A 16,646-nucleotide genomic window follows, 5' to 3' on the forward strand; every position below is an offset into this window, starting at 1 on the left:
GGACGGCGATGCGCCGCCCGTCAACGCAGACGCTGCTGATCCCACTGCTCGCCGCCTCGTTCGCGCCGGCGGCGACCGCGCGCAGCCTGTCGGTCGACGTGGCGCGCGCGGCCAATGCGCACGTCGACGCGCGCGGCGTGCACCTGCGCCTCGCGCCGGGCGCCGCGGGAGACGCGCTGATGGTGGTCGTCGACGAGTTGCACAGCGCCCCGCTCGGGCTCGACGGTCGCCTCGCATGGTCGTGCACCTTGCAGCGCGGCGGCGACGACGGATCTGCCTGTGCAGGCCCCGTGACGCTGCATTCCACGCGCGACGAGGCGCGCGCCGACCTGCACGTGCGCGTCACGCGCGCGCAGGTCGAGCTCGCGCTCGTACAGGGCGAACGCAGCGCCGCGCTCGACCTCCCGCTCGGTGGTGACGTCGCCGCAGTTGCGCGCCTGCAGCGCGTGCCGGCGGCGTGGCTGCAGGCGCCGCTCGCGACGGTTTGGAAAGGCGGCGAACTGCGCGCAGGCACGTTCGACGCACAGGCCCGCTGGCGCAATGACGGTGGGCTCGAAGCGACGTACGCGGCCGACGGCGTCCAGTTCAACACGTTCGACGGCAGCTTTGCCGGCGACGGGCTTGCGCTGCGCGGCACGCTCGCGAGCGCGGCGAGCGCGGCGAGCGCGCAGGCGCGTCGCGTCACGGCCGACCTGCAGGCCAGCGGCGGCAACCTGCAGGCGGGCACGATGCGCTTCGCGTTCCCGCCGACGCCGGTTGGCGTGGCGCTCGACGCGCGCGTCGGGAACGACGGCCGCTGGGCGGTCGACCGCTTCGCCTGGCACGATCCGGAGGCCCTCGAATTCGAAGCACGCGGCGAGTTCGAGCCGGCCGCGACCGTGCCGCTGCGTGCGCTCTCGGTGACCGCCGCGCGGCTGGTGTTCCCTGCGGCCAAGCAACGTTATGCTGCAGGCTTCTTGGCCGCTCACGGTCTCGGCGACCTCGTGCTCGACGGCAGCGTGACCGGCAGCGTCGACGTCGATGCGGATGGATTGCAGCGCATCACGCTCGCGACCGAGGCACTGGACCTGCGCGACCCCGCGCACGCGCTCGTACTCGACGGCCTCGCCGGCGGCATCGACTGGAGCGCGCGCGGGGCAGGTGAGCCGACCCCGCTCGCATGGCGCAAGGCGCGCATCGGCGGCGTCGCGATCGGCCCGGCGCGATCGCGCTGGCAGTCGCGCGACGGCTCACTCGTGCTGCTCGGCGCGCTGCGCACGAAACTGTTCGGCGGTACGCTCGAGCTCGGGCAGACCGTACTGCATCCGTTCGCCGACGCCGGCGAGCGCGTGCGCACGCGTTTCGGCCTCGACGGCCTCGGCTACGACGGTGCCGACGGCACCCTTGCGGCCGCGCACGTCAGCGCCGACGGCGAACTGCGCCTCGATGTCGATGCGGGCGAGCCGCGCATCCGGCTCGACGCTCGCCTGCGCGGTGGCGAGGCGCTCGTCGGCGCGTTCTACGTGAAGCTGCCGGAACAACCGGTTTCCGTCGTGGCCGACGTCGCGGCGGGCACGGATCGCTGGCGCCTCGAACGGCTCGAATGGAACGACCCGGATGTGCTCGCCTTCAGCGCGAGCGGCGAGTACGTGCCGCTGGGCACGCCGTCCGTGCAGGCCTTGCGCTTCGACCTGCGCGAAGCGCACCTCGCGCCCGCGCTGCATCGTTATGCGCAGAGCTGGCTCGCGACGCGCGGCTACGCCGAAATCGCGGCGAGCGGCCGCATCGAAGGCCAGCTCGAACTCGACCAGGGCAAGCCGCGGCGATTCGCGGTCGCCGCGCACGACGTGTCGGTGCGCGACGGCGGCGGCCGCTTCGCGGTGGACGGCCTCGACGGCGCGATCGATTGGGATCTCGCGGAGGATCGGCCGGCGACAACGTTCGGCTGGCGCTCGCTCGAGCTGTTCCGCCTGCCGTTCGGCGTCGCGCGCGCACGGCTCGCATCGCGCGATGGCACGATCACGCTCGCCGAACCGCTCGCGCTCGACGTGCTCGGCGGCCAGCTGCGGCTCGAACGCTTCACCGCGCAACCGCGGTCGCCGCGCGGCGACCGCTACGCCGGTTCGTTCGCGCTCGGCGGCATCGAGATGGCGAGCCTGTCCGACGTGCTCGGCTGGCCGCGATTCCCGGGCAAGCTTTCAGGCGGCATTCCCGAGATCGAATTCGTCGGCGAGCGCATCGAGTTCCGCGGCGGCCTCGACCTGTACGCGTTCGACGGCCATCTCGGCCTCAGTGGGCTCGCGCTCGAACGTCCGTTCGGCGTCGCGCCGTCGCTGTCGGCCGACGCGCACTTCGAGAACCTCGACCTCGAACAGGTCACCCGTGCGTTCTCGTTCGGCGGCATGAGCGGGCGCCTGTTCGGCACGATCGGCGGCGTGCGCCTGGTCGACTGGAGCCCGGTCGCGTTCGATGCATGGCTGCGCACGGACGGCGGCGGTCGCATGAGCTACAAGGCGGTCGACGATCTCACCGCGATCGGCGGCGGTGGCGGGCTGTCGTCCAACCTGCAGACGATGGCGCTGAAGATCTTCGATACGTTCGGCTATCGCCGGCTCGGCATCCGCTGCATCCTGCGCGACGACGTCTGCGCGATGGGTGGCATCGATCCGATCCCGCCGGCGCCCGCCGCCGGCGGCGTCGATTCATCGACCGCCGGCTACACTATCGTCGAAGGATCGGGCCTGCCGCGCATCACGATCGTCGGCCACCGTCGCCGGGTGGACTGGCCGACGCTCGTACGGCGCCTCGTCGAAGCCACGCGCGGCAGCGGTCCGGTCATCGAGTGATCGAGCGTCCGCCACTGGAGAAGCACCGATGCGCCACGTCCTCAGCTGGTCCGTCCTCGCCGCCGCGCTCGCGCTGCTGGCCGCCTGCGTCACGATCAACGTCTATTTCCCGGAAGCCGCCGCGCAGAAGGCGGCCGAGCAGTTCGTCGACAAGGTGATCGGGCCCGCCGCGGAACAGGTGCAGCCGCCGGCCGAGCCACCGCCGGGTCATTCGCCCGGCGCGATGCTGCTCGATCTCGTCGTGCCGAGCGCGCACGCGCAAGGCGCGGACATCACGATCCAGACGCCGCAGATCCAGGCGATCCAGGCGCGCATGCGCCAGCGCTTCGCTTCGACGCTCGCGAAGTACTGCGCGAGCGGCGCGGTCGGCTTCACGCGCGACGGCTTCGTCGCGCTGCGCGACGCCGCGAGCGTGCCGCTGCCCGAGCGCGCCGCGGCCACGGCTGCGGTCGCCGACGAGAACCGCGACCGCCAGGCGGTGTACCGCGAGATCGCGCTCGCCAACGGCCATGCCGAGTGGGAAGGGCAGATCCGCGACACGTTCGCCAAGCAGTGGATCCAGCAGGCGAGGCCGGGCTGGTATTATCAGGACCCTTCCGGCGCCTGGAAGCAGAAATAGCCGGCGTCGCCACCCGCATCAGTCACGCGCCCGCCTCGACGGCGGGCGCTTCGTTTGGACCCCATGCAGAACCACGACGTCGAGATCACCGACCTTTCCCACGACGGCCGCGGCGTCGCCCGCATCGACGGCAAGACCGTGTTCGTCGCGGGAGCGCTGCCGGGCGAGCGCGTGCGGCTTGGCCGCGTGCAGCGCCACCGCAACTACGACGAGGCCAAGGTCGAGGAGATCCTCGTGCGGTCGCCGCAGCGGATCGAACCGCGCTGTGCTCACTTCGGTACCTGCAGCGGCTGCAGCCTGCAGCACCTTTCGCCCGAGGCGCAGATCGCCGCGAAGCAACACGTGCTGGTCGAGAACTTCGAGCGCATCGGCAAGGTATCGCCCGAGCGCTGGATCGAGCCGCTGACCGGCGAACCGTGGGGCTATCGCCGCAAGGGCCGCCTTTCGGTCAAGTGGGTTGCGAAGAAGGACAAGGCGCTGGTCGGTTTCCGCGAGGACAATCCGCGCTTCGTCGCCGACCTCGCGCACTGCCACACGCTGCTGCCCGAAGTCGGCGAACGCCTCGCCGACCTCGGCGCGCTGGTCGGCGCACTCGATGCGCGCGCGGAGATCGCGCAGATCGAAATCGCCGCGGGCGACGACGCGGTCGCGCTGACGTTCCGCAACCTGCGTCCACTGTCGGACGGGGACCGTGACGCGCTGGTCGCGTTCGGCCAGCATCACGGCCTCGCGATCCTGCTGCAGCCGGGTGGACCGGACAGCGTGACACCGCTGTGGCCCGAGCGCGTGTCGCTGTCGTTCCGCATCCCGGCGTCCGACATCGACATCGCATTCCGCCCGCTCGACTTCATCCAGGTCAACGCGGGCATGAACCAGCGCATGATCGCGCGGACGCTCGAACTGCTCGACTTGCGCGCGGGCGACCGCGTGCTCGACCTGTTCTGCGGCCTCGGCAACTTCACCTTGCCGATCGCCCGCATCGCCGCCGAGGTCGTCGGCGTCGAAGGCGAGGCGGCGCTCGTCGCGCGTTCGCGCGAGAACGCCGTGCGCAACGGCATCGCCAACGCCGAGTTCCATGCCGCCGACCTCGCCGCGGACCAGCGCGGCACGGGCTGGGCGCAGGCGCGCTACGACAAGCTGCTGCTCGACCCGCCGCGCTCGGGCGCGGCCGCCGTGCTCGACTACCTGCCGCGCAAGGGCACCGATCGCGTCGTCTACGTGTCGTGCCACCCGGGGTCGCTCGCGCGCGACGCCGGCACGCTCGTCACGCAGCACGGTTTCAAGCTCGTCGCCGCGGGCGTGATGGACATGTTCCCGCACACCGCCCACGTCGAGTCGATCGCACTGTTCGAACGCTGAGCGAGCAGAAGCTTTCGACACGAAGGACACGAAGAAGAGCAGCGAGGAAAATCTTTTGCTTCACTTCGCGTCCTTCGTGTTTCAATCTTTCGCTTTGGCCCTGACAGATGGCAATCGAAATCGAACGGAAATTCCTCGTCGACGGCGCCGCGTGGCGCGAAGGCGTCTCGCGCAGCGAGCCGATGCGGCAGGGCTACCTCGCGGGGCCGCCGGCGGCTCGCTGCTCGGTGCGCGCGCGCATCGAAGGCGAACACGCATTCCTCAACATCAAGTCGGCGACGGCGGGCGTGCAGCGTGACGAATACGAGTACGCAGTTCCCGTCGACGACGCGCGGCGCATGCTTGCGACGCTCGCCGGCGATCTCGTCGAGAAGGTGCGCCACCACGTCGTCGTCGACGGCCACCTGTTCGAGATCGACGAGTTCGGCGGCGCCAACACGGGCCTGGTCGTCGCGGAAATCGAACTCGACGCCGTCGATGCGCCGTTCCCGCGACCGCCCTGGCTCGGGCGCGAAGTGAGCCACCTCGCACGCTACTACAACCTCCATCTCGCGACGCATCCGTATGCGCGCTGGAGCGAGGCCGAGCGCAACGCCGACGACGCGGCCTGATACGATCCACGCCATGCTCATCATCGGACTTCCCGGCAAGACCCTCACCGACGCCGACCGGCGCCAGCTCGCTGCACCGCAGGTCAGCGGCGTGATCCTGTTCTCGCGCAACTTCGCCAGCCGCGACCAGGTCGTCGACCTCATCGACGACATCCGCGTCGAGCGCCCCGAGCCGTTCCTCGTCTGCGTCGACCAGGAAGGCGGACCGGTGCAGCGTTTCCGCGACGGCTTCACGCGCCTGCCGGCGCTCGCGCGCATCGGCGAACTGTACGGGCGCGATGCCGCGGCGGCGATCCGCGCGGCCGAAGAACACGCCTGGCTCATGGCAAGCGAGATGCGCGCGATCGGCATCGACCTCAGCTTCGCGCCGGTGGTCGATCTCGCACGCGGCAATCGCGCGGTCGGTGAACGCGCGTTCCATGCCGATCCGCAGATCACCTCCGAGCTTTCGCAGGCGTACCTGCGCGGCATGCGCCTCGCCGGCATGGCGGCGACGATCAAGCATTTCCCCGGGCACGGCACGGTGGCCGAGGACACGCATTTCGACGCGGCGGTCGATCCACGCCCGCTCGACGAACTGCTCGCGACCGACCTCGTGCCGTTCGCCGATGCGATCGCGAGCGGCGCCGAGGCGGTCATGATGGCGCACGTCACGTATCCCGCGGTCGATGCGCGCGCGGCCGGCTATTCGCGCGCGTGGATCGAGGACGTGCTGCGCGGCGAGCTCGGCTTTCGTGGCAGCGTGATCGGCGACGACATCGGTATGGCTGCGGCTGAGCAGGTCGGCAGCATCGCCGCGCGCATCGAAGCCCACCTGCTCGCGGGATGCGACCTGCTGCTCGCCTGCAGCCCGGCGATCGTCGACGAGTCGATCGCCGCGAGCGCGCACGCGCCGCCGTGCGACGCCGGTCGCGTCGCCGCGTTGCAGGGTGCGGTCGCGCAGACCTGGGACGCGCTCGTGAGCAACCCGCAGCGCGACGCTTTCATCGCGCGCCTCGCCGAACTCGACGGCGCCGCACGGACCACGACATGAGCACAGCCAACCTCGCCGACGCGCTCGCGCGCGCCGACCTCGTCCACGAGCACGCCACGCTCGCCGCCGCGATCGAACGCGTCGGCCGGGAGATCGACGCCACGCTCGACGGCACGCCCGCGGTCTTCCTCACCGTCATGCAGGGCGCGCTCGCGTTCGCGGGCCAGCTCGCGACGACGATCCGGGCGCCGCTCGCGTTCGACTACGTGCATGCGACGCGCTACCGCGGCGCGACCAGCGGCGGCGCGCTGCTGTGGATCAAGCAGCCGGCGATCTCGCTCGCCGGCGCTACCGTGCTGCTCGTCGACGACATCCTCGACGAAGGCCACACGCTGAAGGCGATCCGCGATTTCTGCCTCGAGCAGGGCGCCGCGCGGGTGCTGCTCGTCGTGCTCTGCGAGAAGCGCCACGGTCGCGGTGCCGGCCTGCGCGCCGACTTCGTCGGCGTCGAGGTGCCGGACCGCTACGTGTTCGGCTACGGCATGGACTATCACGAACAGGGCCGCAACCTCGCGGCGATCTACGCGGTGGACGCATGAGCCGGCACATCGACCTCGCCCTGATCGGCGGCACCGGCCTGTACCGCTTCCCCGGTCTCGAAGCGGCCGAACGCCATGCGGTCGACACGCCGTACGGGCATCCATCCGACAGCGTCGTCGTCGGCCGGCTCGGTGGCAAGCGCGTCGCGTTCCTCGCGCGCCACGGCGAATCGCACACGATCCCGCCGCATCGCGTGAACTACCGCGCGAACGTCTGGGCGCTGCACCACCTCGGCGCGCGCCGGGTGATCGGCGTGAACGCGGTCGGCGGCATCCGCGCCGACATGGGGCCGCGCGTCGTCGCGCTGCCCGACCAGATCATCGACTACACGAGCGAGCGCCTGACCAGTTTCTGCGACGTCGCCGGTGCCGAGGTCAAGCACATCGATTTCAGCGAGCCGTACACGGCCGCGCTCCGCAAGGACCTGCTCGCCGCGGCGACGCGGGTCGGCGTCGCCGTCGTCGACGGCGGTTGCTACGGCGCGACGCAGGGGCCTCGCCTCGAGACGCGCGCCGAGATCGCGCGCATGCGCCGCGACGGCTGCGATCTCGTCGGCATGACGGGGATGCCCGAGGCTGCGCTCGCGCGCGAACTCGAACTCGAGTACGCGTGCATCGCGCTGGTCGCGAACTGGGCGGCGGGCTGCGGCGACGAAGCCGAGATCAGTCTGCCCGAGATCTTCGCCAACCTCGAAGCCGCGACCGCGGCGGTACCGCGTATCGTGACCGCGATGCTCGACTGACGGTCGAAGCAAGAACTTTCGACACGAAGCACACGGAGCACACGGAGAAGGCAGAAGAGGAATCTGCTGGACGCCCTTCGTGTGCTCCGCGTGCTTCGTGTTTCAGGCCTTCTGCGCCGCATCGATCGTAGGGTGACCCTAGCGCCCACGGCGTCCGGGACTTGCGCACTGCAACTTGATTCGATCCGTTAAGCAATTGTTATACTCGGTACGCACCTGTTCGTTGCGCCGAGGGGAGGGCAGCGCTGCATGGGGTGCGATCCAATCAGCGAGAGGCATCGATGCTTACCGGTACAGTGAAGTGGTTCAACGACGCGAAGGGCTTCGGCTTCATCGCGCCCGAGGACGGCGGGGAGGACGTGTTCGTTCACTACTCGGCCATCAATTCGCAGGGCTTTCGCACGCTGCAACAGGGGCAGCGCGTCAATTTCGAAATCGTGCAGGGGCCGAAGGGTTCCCAGGCATCGGGCGTGCAACCGGTCAAGTAGCGCTCCCGACGGCACCCGCAAACGAAGCCCCGCAACCGCGGGGCTTTTTTTTGCCGCGTGATCGCCCTCGATCGCCTCTCGCGGCTGCGCCGGCGCGATCCACGCGTAAACGGCGATCGAGAGCAGCGCGCCCTGTCATGCGGCACGTTCCAGGACAACGCTTACGCCGGATGGTGGGCACGCCAGCGCGCCTGGATCATTCTCGCGAACTCGTCGGCGTGATGGCGTGCATCGCAGAGTGCGACCAGCGTGCGCTCGCGCAACGTGGCGCGAGCAGCGCGCAACGCGTCGACTCCGCCCGCCAGGTGGAGCGCACGGGCGACGTAATCGTCCGCGCCGGTCGCGATCCAGTCCGTCGCGCCGAGCCGGTGCAGCAGGCTCGCGCTCTGCCGGCCGACGTAGGTGCGGCCTTCCAGTGTGACGACCGGGCAGCCCATCCAGAGCGCGTCGCAAGTCGTCGTGCAGCCGGAGAACGGGAACGGATCGAGCGCGACGTCGACGCGACGATAGGCCTCGAGCAGGTCGCGGTACGACAGCGCTCCGCCGAGCTCGAGCCGGCGTTCGTCGATGCCACGCGTGGCGAAGCGTGCGGCGACGTGCGCGCGTGTCGCGGCTTCGCCGAAATGCCGCGCACGCAGCACGAGGCGTGCGTCGTCGCACTGGAGCAGGATACGTGCCCAGGCATCGAGCACGCCGTCGTTGAGCTTGGCGAGCCGGTTGAACGAGGCGAACACCACGGGGCCGTCGCCGGCGCGCGACACCTCGACGGCGTCGCGCGGCGGCGTGTAGCAGAAGCGCCCGGACGGCAGCATGGCGATCGTCTCGCTGAAATCGGCGGCCGAGCCGGGCGGCGTGAGCCAGGGGTCGCCGACGAAGGCATCGATCGCCGCGACGCCGGTCGTGTCGAACCAGTCGAGCCAGGTCAGTTGCAGCGGCGCCGCGCGGCGCGCGAGCACGCGCAGTCGGTTCGTGGTCGAGTGGCCCGCGAGGTCGACGAGCACGTCGAGCTGCAGCGCGCGCAGGCGCTGCAGCAGGGCGCCGTCGTCGAGGTGGCTCGCGTCGACCCAGGTGTCGCCCTGGGAAAGCATCGAGCGCGCGACGCGCGTGTGCGTGCCGGCGAGATCGATGAGCACGTGCTCGTGCCGTTCACGATCGAACGCGCGCAGCAGGCCGGCAAGGAACGTCGGCACCGGGCCGTCGCCGAGGCGCGGCGACACCCAGCCGATGCGCAAGCGCTGCCCCGGCGCGCGCGAGCGCGGCTCGATCCGTTCCGGCGGCGGCAGGAAGCGCCGTGCATAGGCACGGATCGCTGCCGACATCGCTGCTGCGTCGAGCGCCGGGTCGTAGTGCATGAGTACGAGCTGGCGCGCGGCGTGCTCGGCGTCGCCCTCCTGCATCGGCAGGGCGCGATAGTCGGCGAGCCCCGCTTCGACGTCGCCGCGGTCGACCAGCGCGGTTGCAGCGATCGCGCGCGGCATCGGTTCGGACGGCCGCAACGCGCTCGCATGCCGGGCCCAGTGCAGCGCGGCACTCGGGCAGCCGAGCGCATGCAGCGCCGCGGCGAGTGCGAGCACGGCCTCGTAGTCGGCCGGGTCGTGGCGCGCGACGGCCTCGAGCAGCGCCGCGTGCTCCTGCCAGGCGCCGGCGCCCGCGAAATCGGCGACCACCGCATACAGCGTCGCGCGGTCCGCGATCAGCGACGGATGCGTGACGACCGCGAGCGCCGCGTCGCGGTCGCCCGCGCGCAGGTGGCAGCGCGCGAGCAACTGGCGTAGCGCCGTGACTTGCGGGCGGTCGAGCAGCAGCGCGTGCAGGTGTTCGATCGCCGCAGGCAGCGCGCCGCGATCGGCGAGCGCGACCGCCTCGTGCAGGCGCCGCTCGAACGCGTCGTCGGCCGCGTTCATCACGCAGCGAATTGCAGGCGCGCGAGTTCGGCGTAGAGGCCGCCCGCGCGCACGAGTTCGGCGTGCGTGCCCTGCGCGACGATGCGCCCGCCGTCCAGGACGACGATGCGGTCGGCGCGCTGCACCGTGGCGAGGCGGTGCGCGATCACGAGCGTCGTGCGCCCGGCTTCGAGGCGCTCGAGCGCCTGCTGGATCAGGTGCTCCGATTGCGCATCGAGGCTCGAGGTCGCTTCGTCGAGCAGCAGCACGGGCGCGTCGCGCAGCAACGCGCGCGCGATCGCGACGCGTTGCTGTTGGCCGCCGGACAGGCGCACGCCGCGTTCGCCGAGGTAGGTCTCGTACGCTTCGGGCAGGGTTTCGACGAAGTCGTGCGCCTCGGCCGAGCGCGCGGCGGCGACGACGTCGTCGCGGCTCGCGCCGGTGCGGCCGAAGCCGATGTTGTCGGCGGCGCTCGCACCGAACAGGACCGGATCCTGTGGCACCAGTGCGTAGCTGCCGCGCAGCTCGGGCAACGCGAGCGCACGAAGGTCGACGCCGTCGAGCAGGATGCGGCCGCTGCCCGGATCGTAGAAGCGCAGCAGCAGCTGGAACACGGTGGTCTTGCCCGCGCCCGACGGGCCGACCAGGGCGATCGTCTGGCCCGGTTGCACATCGAGCGTGAAATCGTGCAGCGCGGCGCGATCGGGGCGCGACGGATAGTGGAACTCGACGTGTTCGAAGCGGATCGCGCCACGCACCGGCTGCGCGAGCGGCACGGCGGGCATGGGCGAGACGATGCCCGCGCGCGTGTCGAGCAGGTCGCCGATGCGGCCGAGCGCGCCGACGGCGCGCAGCACCTGGCCCCACACTTCGCTGAGCGCGCCGACCGAGCCCGCGGCGAACACCGCGTACAGCACGAACTGGCTGAGCACACCCGGCGCCATCGTGCCGGCCATGACCGCCTTCGCGCCGGCCCACAGCACGAGCGTGATCGCACCGAATACGAGCAGGATCACCATCGCGGTCAGGCTGCCGGTCATCGCGATGCGCCGGCGCGCGACGTCGAGCGCGCGGCGGATCGCGTCGGCGTAGCGGCGCGACTCTTCCGGCTCGCGCGTGTACGCCTGCACCGTGTGCACCGCGTTGAGCGCCTCGCTCGCCGTCGCCGACGCGTCGGCGATGCGGTCCTGGCTCTCGCGCGAGAGCTTCGACACGCGCCGGCCGAACACGACGATCGGCAGCACCACCGCCGGGATTACCAGCACGGTGAAGCCGGCAAGGCGCGGACTCGTCCAGATCATCGCGGCGGCGCCGCCGATCAGGGTCACGACGCTGCGCAGCGCGACCGACAGGGTCGAGCCGACGACCGTCTGCACGAGTTCGGTGTCGGCGGCGAGGCGCGACACGAGTTCGCCCGTGCGCGTGCTCTCGTAGAACGCCTGGTCGAGCGTGAGCAGGTGGTCGTACAGGCGCCGGCGCAGGTCCGCCGCGACACGCTCGCCGAGCAGGGTCACGAAGAAGAAGCGAGCCGCGGTCGCGATCGCGAGCACCGCGGCCACCGCGAACAGGCCGAGGAAGCTCGCGTTGATCGCCGCCGCGTTCGACTGCGTGAAGCCGTGGTCGATCATCACCCGCACGGCTTGCGGCAGGGTCAGTGTCGCCGCGGACGATACGGCGAGGAAGCCGAGCCAGCCCGTGAGCAGGCCGCGGTACGGCCTGAGGTAAGGCAGCAAGCGGGTCAGCGAGCGGAGCTTGCGCGGCGGGTCGGTGGCAGGCTGGTCGGGCATCGGCGCGTCGGAAGCGGGAAGGTCGGGACGAGGTGCGGGCGGCGTTCGCGGGTTCAAGCGCGTTCGAGCGCGCCGCGGCCGCGCGTGAGGTCGCGCACGTAGGCGGCGAGGGCGTCGACGCGTTCGGCCGGCAGCTCGATGTCGAGCTCGATGCCGTCGGCATCGGCGCGTTCCGCGCGCTTGGCCGCGCCGAACTCGCGCAGCCGCGCGTGCAGCACCGGCAAGGTCGCGTAATCGCAGCGGATGCGTGCACGGCGCAGGTCGACGATCGGTTCGCGCTCGGCGCGCCGCAGGCATTCGGCGGCGCAGCCGCCGTACGCGCGCGCGAGTCCGCCGACGCCGAGCTTGATGCCGCCGTACCAGCGCGTGACGACGACCGCCACCCGATCGACCGACTGCCCATCGATCGCCATGAGGATCGGCTTGCCCGCGCTGCCACCGGGTTCGCCGTCGTCGCTGAAGCGGTAGCTCGCGCCGATGCGCCAGGCCCAGCAGTTGTGGGTGGCCGCGGCGTCGCCGACGCGCGCGACGAACGCGGCGGCCGCCTCGGGCGTGTCGGCCGGCACGGCGCGCGCGAGAAAGCGGCTCTTCCTGACGTCCAGCTGCAGGCTCGCTTCGCCGCGCAAGGTGCATGCTTCGCTCATCGATGCGAGTGTATCGCCTGCACCGGGCGACCGCGTGCCCGGTTCCGCCGTCGTTCGGCGTGTAACAGGGAAATCGCGGCGATCCGCGAGCGGAGGCTCCCATGAACCGATCGAAGGCATCGTCCATCGCGACGACCCTGAGCATCGCGGCGGCGCTGGTGCCGGCCTGTGCCGCGGCGGCGACGTGGTGCGTGAGTACGGCCGGCGACCTGCGCGCGAAGCTGCAGGTCGCGGCGAGCAACGGCGAGGACGACGTCATCCGCCTCGTCCGCGGCAACTATCTCACCGGCGGCAACGGCTTCTCGTTCAACTCGACCCAGGTCTTCGCATTGACGATCAACGGCGGCTTCGACGCGTCCTGCACGAGTGGATCGCAGGACCCGCGCGACACCGTGCTCGACGGCGGCGGCGTGTCGCAGGTGCTCGCGATCAACGGGCCGGGCAGCGTCGCGATACGCCACCTGACGATACGCAACGGGCTGCGCAGCGGATCCTCGGGCGGCGGGCTGCAGATGAGCGGCAGCCTTTCGACGAGCCAGGTCGTGCTCGCCGCGTGCATCCTGCGCGACAACAGCTCCGACTACGCGGTCGGCGGCGCGATCATCGACGGCGATGGCGAGATCCACGTCGACGGCAACCTCGTCACCGGCAACAGCGCGCCGAACAACGGCGCGCTCTACCTGTACGGCGGCACCACGACGAACGTGTACATGACCAACAACACGATCACCGGCAACAGCGCGAGCGGCGCCGCGCCGACGATGGTGTTCATCAATTACCGCAACGGCGCCGTGCCGAGCTCGTACCTCGCGAACAACGTGTTCTGGGGCAACACGGGCGGCACCGACCTGCAGTTCTACGATGGTCGCACGCTGCTCGACCACAACGACTACGCGGCGATCACCGGCTCGCCGGCTGCCGGTAGCAACGGCAACCTCGGCGTCGATCCGCAGTTCGCCGCCGCGGGCAACTTCCACCTGTCGGCCGCGTCGCCGCTGCTCGGCGCAGGGACGCCGGCACCTGCCGGCGGCCTGCCGACCATGGACCTCGAAGGCAATCCGCGCACCTATGCGGGCACCGTCGACCTCGGCGCGTACGAGCGCGGCGACGTGATCTTCGCCGACGACTTCGAAACCTAGGGCATCGGCACACGACGTTCGCACACCCCGCGCGACGCTGGCCCTTGTGATGGCTCGGCGGCTTTCAGTCGAGCAGCGCGCGCAGCTCGTCCGGCAGCGGATGGCGCGGATGCGCTTTGCGGAACAGGCGCAAGCTCTCGATCGCCTGCTGACGCCGACCCTGGTGCAGCAACTGGCGGACGTGCGCGAGCCAGTCCTCCGGCGCGAGCTGCATGTCGCGGCGCAGTTCGACCGAACTGCTCGGCGGCGCCGGTGCGGCGCGCGTGCGCAAGGCCTTGTCGTCGAGGCGCTCCTTCGCCATCAGGTCGGATTCGGCGGCGGCGCCGGCGCGCGCCGCACCCGTGGCCGCCTCGGCTTCCTGGCGCTGCGTCTGGGCGGGGAACGCTTCCGCTGCGGGCGCTGCCGCAGCCGCCGCGGGCGGCGGGGCGACGGGCGGTGTGGCCGGTTGGGCGAGCGGAGGCGCGACGTCCTTCGCGCGCGCCCCGGCCTTGCGCGGCACGGGCTTGGCCGCTGCAGGTGGCGGCGCCGCAGCAGGCGCGGCCGCGCCGACCGCGTCCTGCGCCATCGGCGGCGCGTGTTTGGCGGCAGGCTCGCTGAGCGGCTGCACCGGTACGTAGTTCTGGTTGCGCGAGGGTGCCGCCGGCGCGCTCTGCACGGGCATTTCGCCTTGGGCCTCGTGCCGCACCGCATCCTGGCCGACGTGCCAGGCGATGCCCGCTGCGAGCACGATGCCCGCAGCGGAGCCGACGCCGAGCAGCCAGCGCTGCCGGCGCGGCGTGTAGCCGCGCACCGCGCGCGCGGCTTCGCCGAGCACGCTGCGGTCGAGCCGGCGCGGCGGCTCGGCCTTCGGCAGGCGCCGATACAGCGCAGTCAGTTCGCCGCCGTCGTCGGCGAGCAGGCGGTCGAGATCGTGGTCGGGGTCGCGCGGCAGGCTCATGTCTGGAACCTTGCGCGGATGCGCGCGAGCGCGTAGCGCAGGCGCGACTTCACGGTCTCGCGGCCGGCGCCGGTGATCTCGCCGATCTCCTCGAGGCCGAGGCCGCCTTCGACGCGCAGCAGGAACGCGACGCGCTGCTCCTCGGGCAGGTCCTCGAGCGCCAGCTGCAGGCGTCGGCGCTGCTCGAACTCGCTCAGCGCGCGTTCGGGCTGCTCGCTGTCGGGCGCGTCGAGGTTGCGCAGCACGGTCTCCGTCTCTTCGGGCGATGCCTGCGGTCGTTGGCGGCGGAAGCGGTCGATGACGAGGTTGTGCGCGATCTGCAGCAGCCACGTCGTGAACTTCGCATCCGGCCGGTAGCGCTCCCGTGCCGCGACGAGCCGGCTCCAGCACTCCTGGAACAGCTCGTCGGCGTCGGCGCGATGGCGCAGGCTGCGCAGCAGGAAGCGGTACAGCGTGCCGCGGTGGCGCCGATAGAGCGTCTCGAAGGCGAGCAGGTCGCCTCCGGCGTATGCGAGCATCAATTCCTCGTCGGTTCTTTCGTCCCCCATTGGCCGAGGGTACGGCATAGGGACCGGAAACGTCACGATCCGGGTCGGACCGCCTCATGCAACGCGGCCGACCCGGCCGCGGGGTTGCCGCTGCGGCGCTGCCGTTCAGGCAAGCGCCCGGACCTTGCTAACCACCGCCACCGATCGCGCATCCTATGCAGCATGACCGACGACGAAGCGCGCTGGATCGCCAGCGCAGGCGCAGGGGATGCCGTCGCGTTTCGACGCCTCGTCGATGCGCACGCGGGCGCGTTGTACCGCGTCTGCGCGCGCATCACCGGCGACAAGGCCATCGCCGAAGATGCGGTGCAGGAGGCGTTCTTCAATGCCTGGAGGCATTTGCGTGATTTCGACGGGCGCGCCGCGTTCTCGACCTGGCTGCACCGCATCGGGGTGAACGCGGCGCTCGAGCAGATGCGTCGACGCGGGCGCGTCGAGTCCGCACTGCCCGAGGGCGAGGAGGGCGAAGACCTGCTCGCGCGCGCGCTCGAGGCGCGTCCCGGCCCCGAGCGGCTCGCGCGCAGTGCGGAGCTGCGCCGCGGCATCGAGGCCGAACTCGCGCGCATGAGCGTGCTCGAGCGCAGCGCGTTCGTGCTGCGCCATCACGAGGGCCAGTCGCTCGAGGACATCTCGGCGGCGCTGTCGCTCAACGTCGGCGCCTGCAAGCAGGCGATCTTCCGCGCGGTGCGCAAGCTGCGCAGCGTGCTCGAACCCAGCGGGTGAAGCCATGAACACGATCAGCGACGAAGACCTCGTCCTGCACCACTACCGCGACGGCCTCGAGCCCGGCGAACTCGCGCGCATCGACGCGGCGCTCGCCGCATCGGCGGAGCTGCGCGCGCGGCGCGACGCGCTGTTGCGCGTGCTCGCCGAGGTCGACGCGCTGCCCGCGCCGGTCGCCGACGCCGGCTTCGAGCGGCGCCTGTGGCGCGGGCTCGAGCCGCGCCTCGCCGTCCGCGCGCCGCGCGCGGCGTGGCTCGACCGCGTGCGCGACTGGCTCGATCCGCCGCGCCTCGCCTGGGCCGGCGCGTTCGCGCTCGCGCTCGTCGTCGGCGCGGCGTTCTACGCGGGCCGGCAAAGCGCGCCAGGACCCGACGAGGTCGCGCAGGCGCGCGCGGACGCGACCGCGATGCGCGTGCTGGACGCCTACGTCGCGGCGCACCTGCGCGCGACCGAAGGCGTGCTGCTCACCGCGAGCAACAGCGACAGCCGCGAGCTGCTCGACGGCAACCGCGAACTCGCCGCCTCCCTCGTCGACGCGAATCGACTGTACGCACGCGCGGCCGCGCGCGCCGGCAACGGCCAGCTCGCCGATTTCCTGCGCCAGCTCGAACCCGTGCTGATCTCCCTCGCTAACCAGCCCGCGTCGACGCCCGTCAAAGGCAATGAAGGCCTGCGCGACTACCTTCGCTCGACCGACCTGTTGTTCCAGGTGCGCGCGACGCAGGCCCGCCTCGACCGTAACGGCGAACGCCGCACGTAAGACGACCA

General features: G+C 71.4%; 16 protein-coding genes. 11 read left to right on the forward strand and 5 right to left on the reverse strand.

What is annotated here, in order from left to right:
- Positions 1 to 8 precede the first annotated feature (8 nt).
- From FHW12_RS01280 to FHW12_RS01315, 8 genes are all read left to right on the forward strand, one after another.
- On the forward strand, positions 9 to 2,825 hold the full coding sequence (locus tag FHW12_RS01280) for a hypothetical protein (protein WP_182529175.1): 2,817 nt from the start codon (positions 9 to 11) through the stop codon (positions 2,823 to 2,825).
- Positions 2,826 to 2,853: 28 nt separating this feature from the next.
- Positions 2,854 to 3,444 carry a YdbL family protein gene (locus FHW12_RS01285; RefSeq protein ID WP_182529176.1) on the forward strand — a complete coding sequence of 197 codons (591 nt, stop codon included), beginning with the start codon at positions 2,854 to 2,856 and terminating at the stop codon, positions 3,442 to 3,444.
- Between the two features lie 63 nt (positions 3,445 to 3,507).
- On the forward strand, positions 3,508 to 4,803 hold the full coding sequence (rlmD, locus tag FHW12_RS01290) for a 23S rRNA (uracil(1939)-C(5))-methyltransferase RlmD (RefSeq protein WP_182529177.1): 1,296 nt from the start codon (positions 3,508 to 3,510) through the stop codon (positions 4,801 to 4,803).
- Between the two features lie 107 nt (positions 4,804 to 4,910).
- Positions 4,911 to 5,414 (forward strand): CYTH domain-containing protein, encoded by a 504-nt coding sequence (locus tag FHW12_RS01295; protein WP_182529178.1) that lies wholly within the window; start codon positions 4,911 to 4,913, stop codon positions 5,412 to 5,414.
- 13 nt (positions 5,415 to 5,427) lie between these two features.
- A complete protein-coding gene (nagZ, locus tag FHW12_RS01300) occupies positions 5,428 to 6,447 on the forward strand; it encodes a beta-N-acetylhexosaminidase (protein WP_182529179.1) in 1,020 nt (339 codons plus the stop codon).
- Positions 6,444 to 6,986, forward strand: coding sequence for a hypoxanthine-guanine phosphoribosyltransferase (locus tag FHW12_RS01305; protein ID WP_182529180.1), 543 nt, complete (start codon positions 6,444 to 6,446; stop codon positions 6,984 to 6,986). The genes nagZ and FHW12_RS01305 overlap by 4 nt, the downstream gene beginning before the upstream one ends.
- Positions 6,983 to 7,729, forward strand: a complete 747-nt coding sequence (locus FHW12_RS01310) for an S-methyl-5'-thioinosine phosphorylase (RefSeq protein WP_182529181.1) — start codon at positions 6,983 to 6,985, stop codon at positions 7,727 to 7,729. Before FHW12_RS01305 ends, FHW12_RS01310 begins: the two co-directional genes overlap by 4 nt.
- A 281-nt stretch (positions 7,730 to 8,010) precedes the next feature.
- Positions 8,011 to 8,217 carry a cold-shock protein gene (locus tag FHW12_RS01315; RefSeq protein ID WP_131997747.1) on the forward strand — a complete coding sequence of 69 codons (207 nt, stop codon included), beginning with the start codon at positions 8,011 to 8,013 and terminating at the stop codon, positions 8,215 to 8,217.
- A gap of 161 nt (positions 8,218 to 8,378) precedes the next feature.
- Here FHW12_RS01315 and FHW12_RS01320 read toward each other — a convergent pair whose 3' ends face one another.
- The 3 genes from FHW12_RS01320 to FHW12_RS01330 are packed head-to-tail and all read right to left on the reverse strand — an operon-like array spanning position 8,379 to position 12,531.
- Positions 8,379 to 10,121 (reverse strand): tetratricopeptide repeat protein, encoded by a 1,743-nt coding sequence (locus FHW12_RS01320; protein ID WP_182529182.1) that lies wholly within the window; start codon positions 10,119 to 10,121, stop codon positions 8,379 to 8,381.
- On the reverse strand, positions 10,121 to 11,887 hold the full coding sequence (locus FHW12_RS01325; RefSeq protein WP_182529183.1) for an ABC transporter transmembrane domain-containing protein: 1,767 nt from the start codon (positions 11,885 to 11,887) through the stop codon (positions 10,121 to 10,123). The genes FHW12_RS01320 and FHW12_RS01325 overlap by 1 nt, the downstream gene beginning before the upstream one ends.
- 53 nt (positions 11,888 to 11,940) lie before the next feature.
- Positions 11,941 to 12,531 (reverse strand): IMPACT family protein, encoded by a 591-nt coding sequence (locus FHW12_RS01330; protein WP_182529184.1) that lies wholly within the window; start codon positions 12,529 to 12,531, stop codon positions 11,941 to 11,943.
- 101 nt (positions 12,532 to 12,632) lie between these two features.
- Here FHW12_RS01330 and FHW12_RS01335 point away from each other — a divergent pair, with 101 nt between their 5' ends.
- Positions 12,633 to 13,670, forward strand: a complete 1,038-nt coding sequence (locus tag FHW12_RS01335) for a choice-of-anchor Q domain-containing protein (protein ID WP_182529185.1) — start codon at positions 12,633 to 12,635, stop codon at positions 13,668 to 13,670.
- 64 nt (positions 13,671 to 13,734) lie between these two features.
- On the opposite strand, the gene FHW12_RS01340 is transcribed toward FHW12_RS01335, so the two are convergent.
- Positions 13,735 to 14,607, reverse strand: coding sequence for a hypothetical protein (locus FHW12_RS01340; RefSeq protein ID WP_182529186.1), 873 nt, complete (start codon positions 14,605 to 14,607; stop codon positions 13,735 to 13,737).
- Positions 14,604 to 15,155 carry an RNA polymerase sigma factor gene (locus tag FHW12_RS01345; protein WP_182529187.1) on the reverse strand — a complete coding sequence of 184 codons (552 nt, stop codon included), beginning with the start codon at positions 15,153 to 15,155 and terminating at the stop codon, positions 14,604 to 14,606. The genes FHW12_RS01340 and FHW12_RS01345 overlap by 4 nt, the downstream gene beginning before the upstream one ends.
- Before the next feature lie 162 nt (positions 15,156 to 15,317).
- Here FHW12_RS01345 and FHW12_RS01350 point away from each other — a divergent pair, with 162 nt between their 5' ends.
- Positions 15,318 to 15,878, forward strand: a complete 561-nt coding sequence (locus tag FHW12_RS01350) for an RNA polymerase sigma factor (RefSeq protein ID WP_182529188.1) — start codon at positions 15,318 to 15,320, stop codon at positions 15,876 to 15,878.
- A 4-nt stretch (positions 15,879 to 15,882) separates the two neighbouring features.
- A complete protein-coding gene (locus tag FHW12_RS01355; protein WP_182529189.1) occupies positions 15,883 to 16,638 on the forward strand; it encodes a hypothetical protein in 756 nt (251 codons plus the stop codon).
- Positions 16,639 to 16,646: the final 8 nt, after the last annotated feature.

Origin of the sequence: Dokdonella fugitiva (assembly GCF_014138265.1) — a bacterium.
Classification (GTDB): domain Bacteria; phylum Pseudomonadota; class Gammaproteobacteria; order Xanthomonadales; family Rhodanobacteraceae; genus Dokdonella_A; species Dokdonella_A fugitiva_A.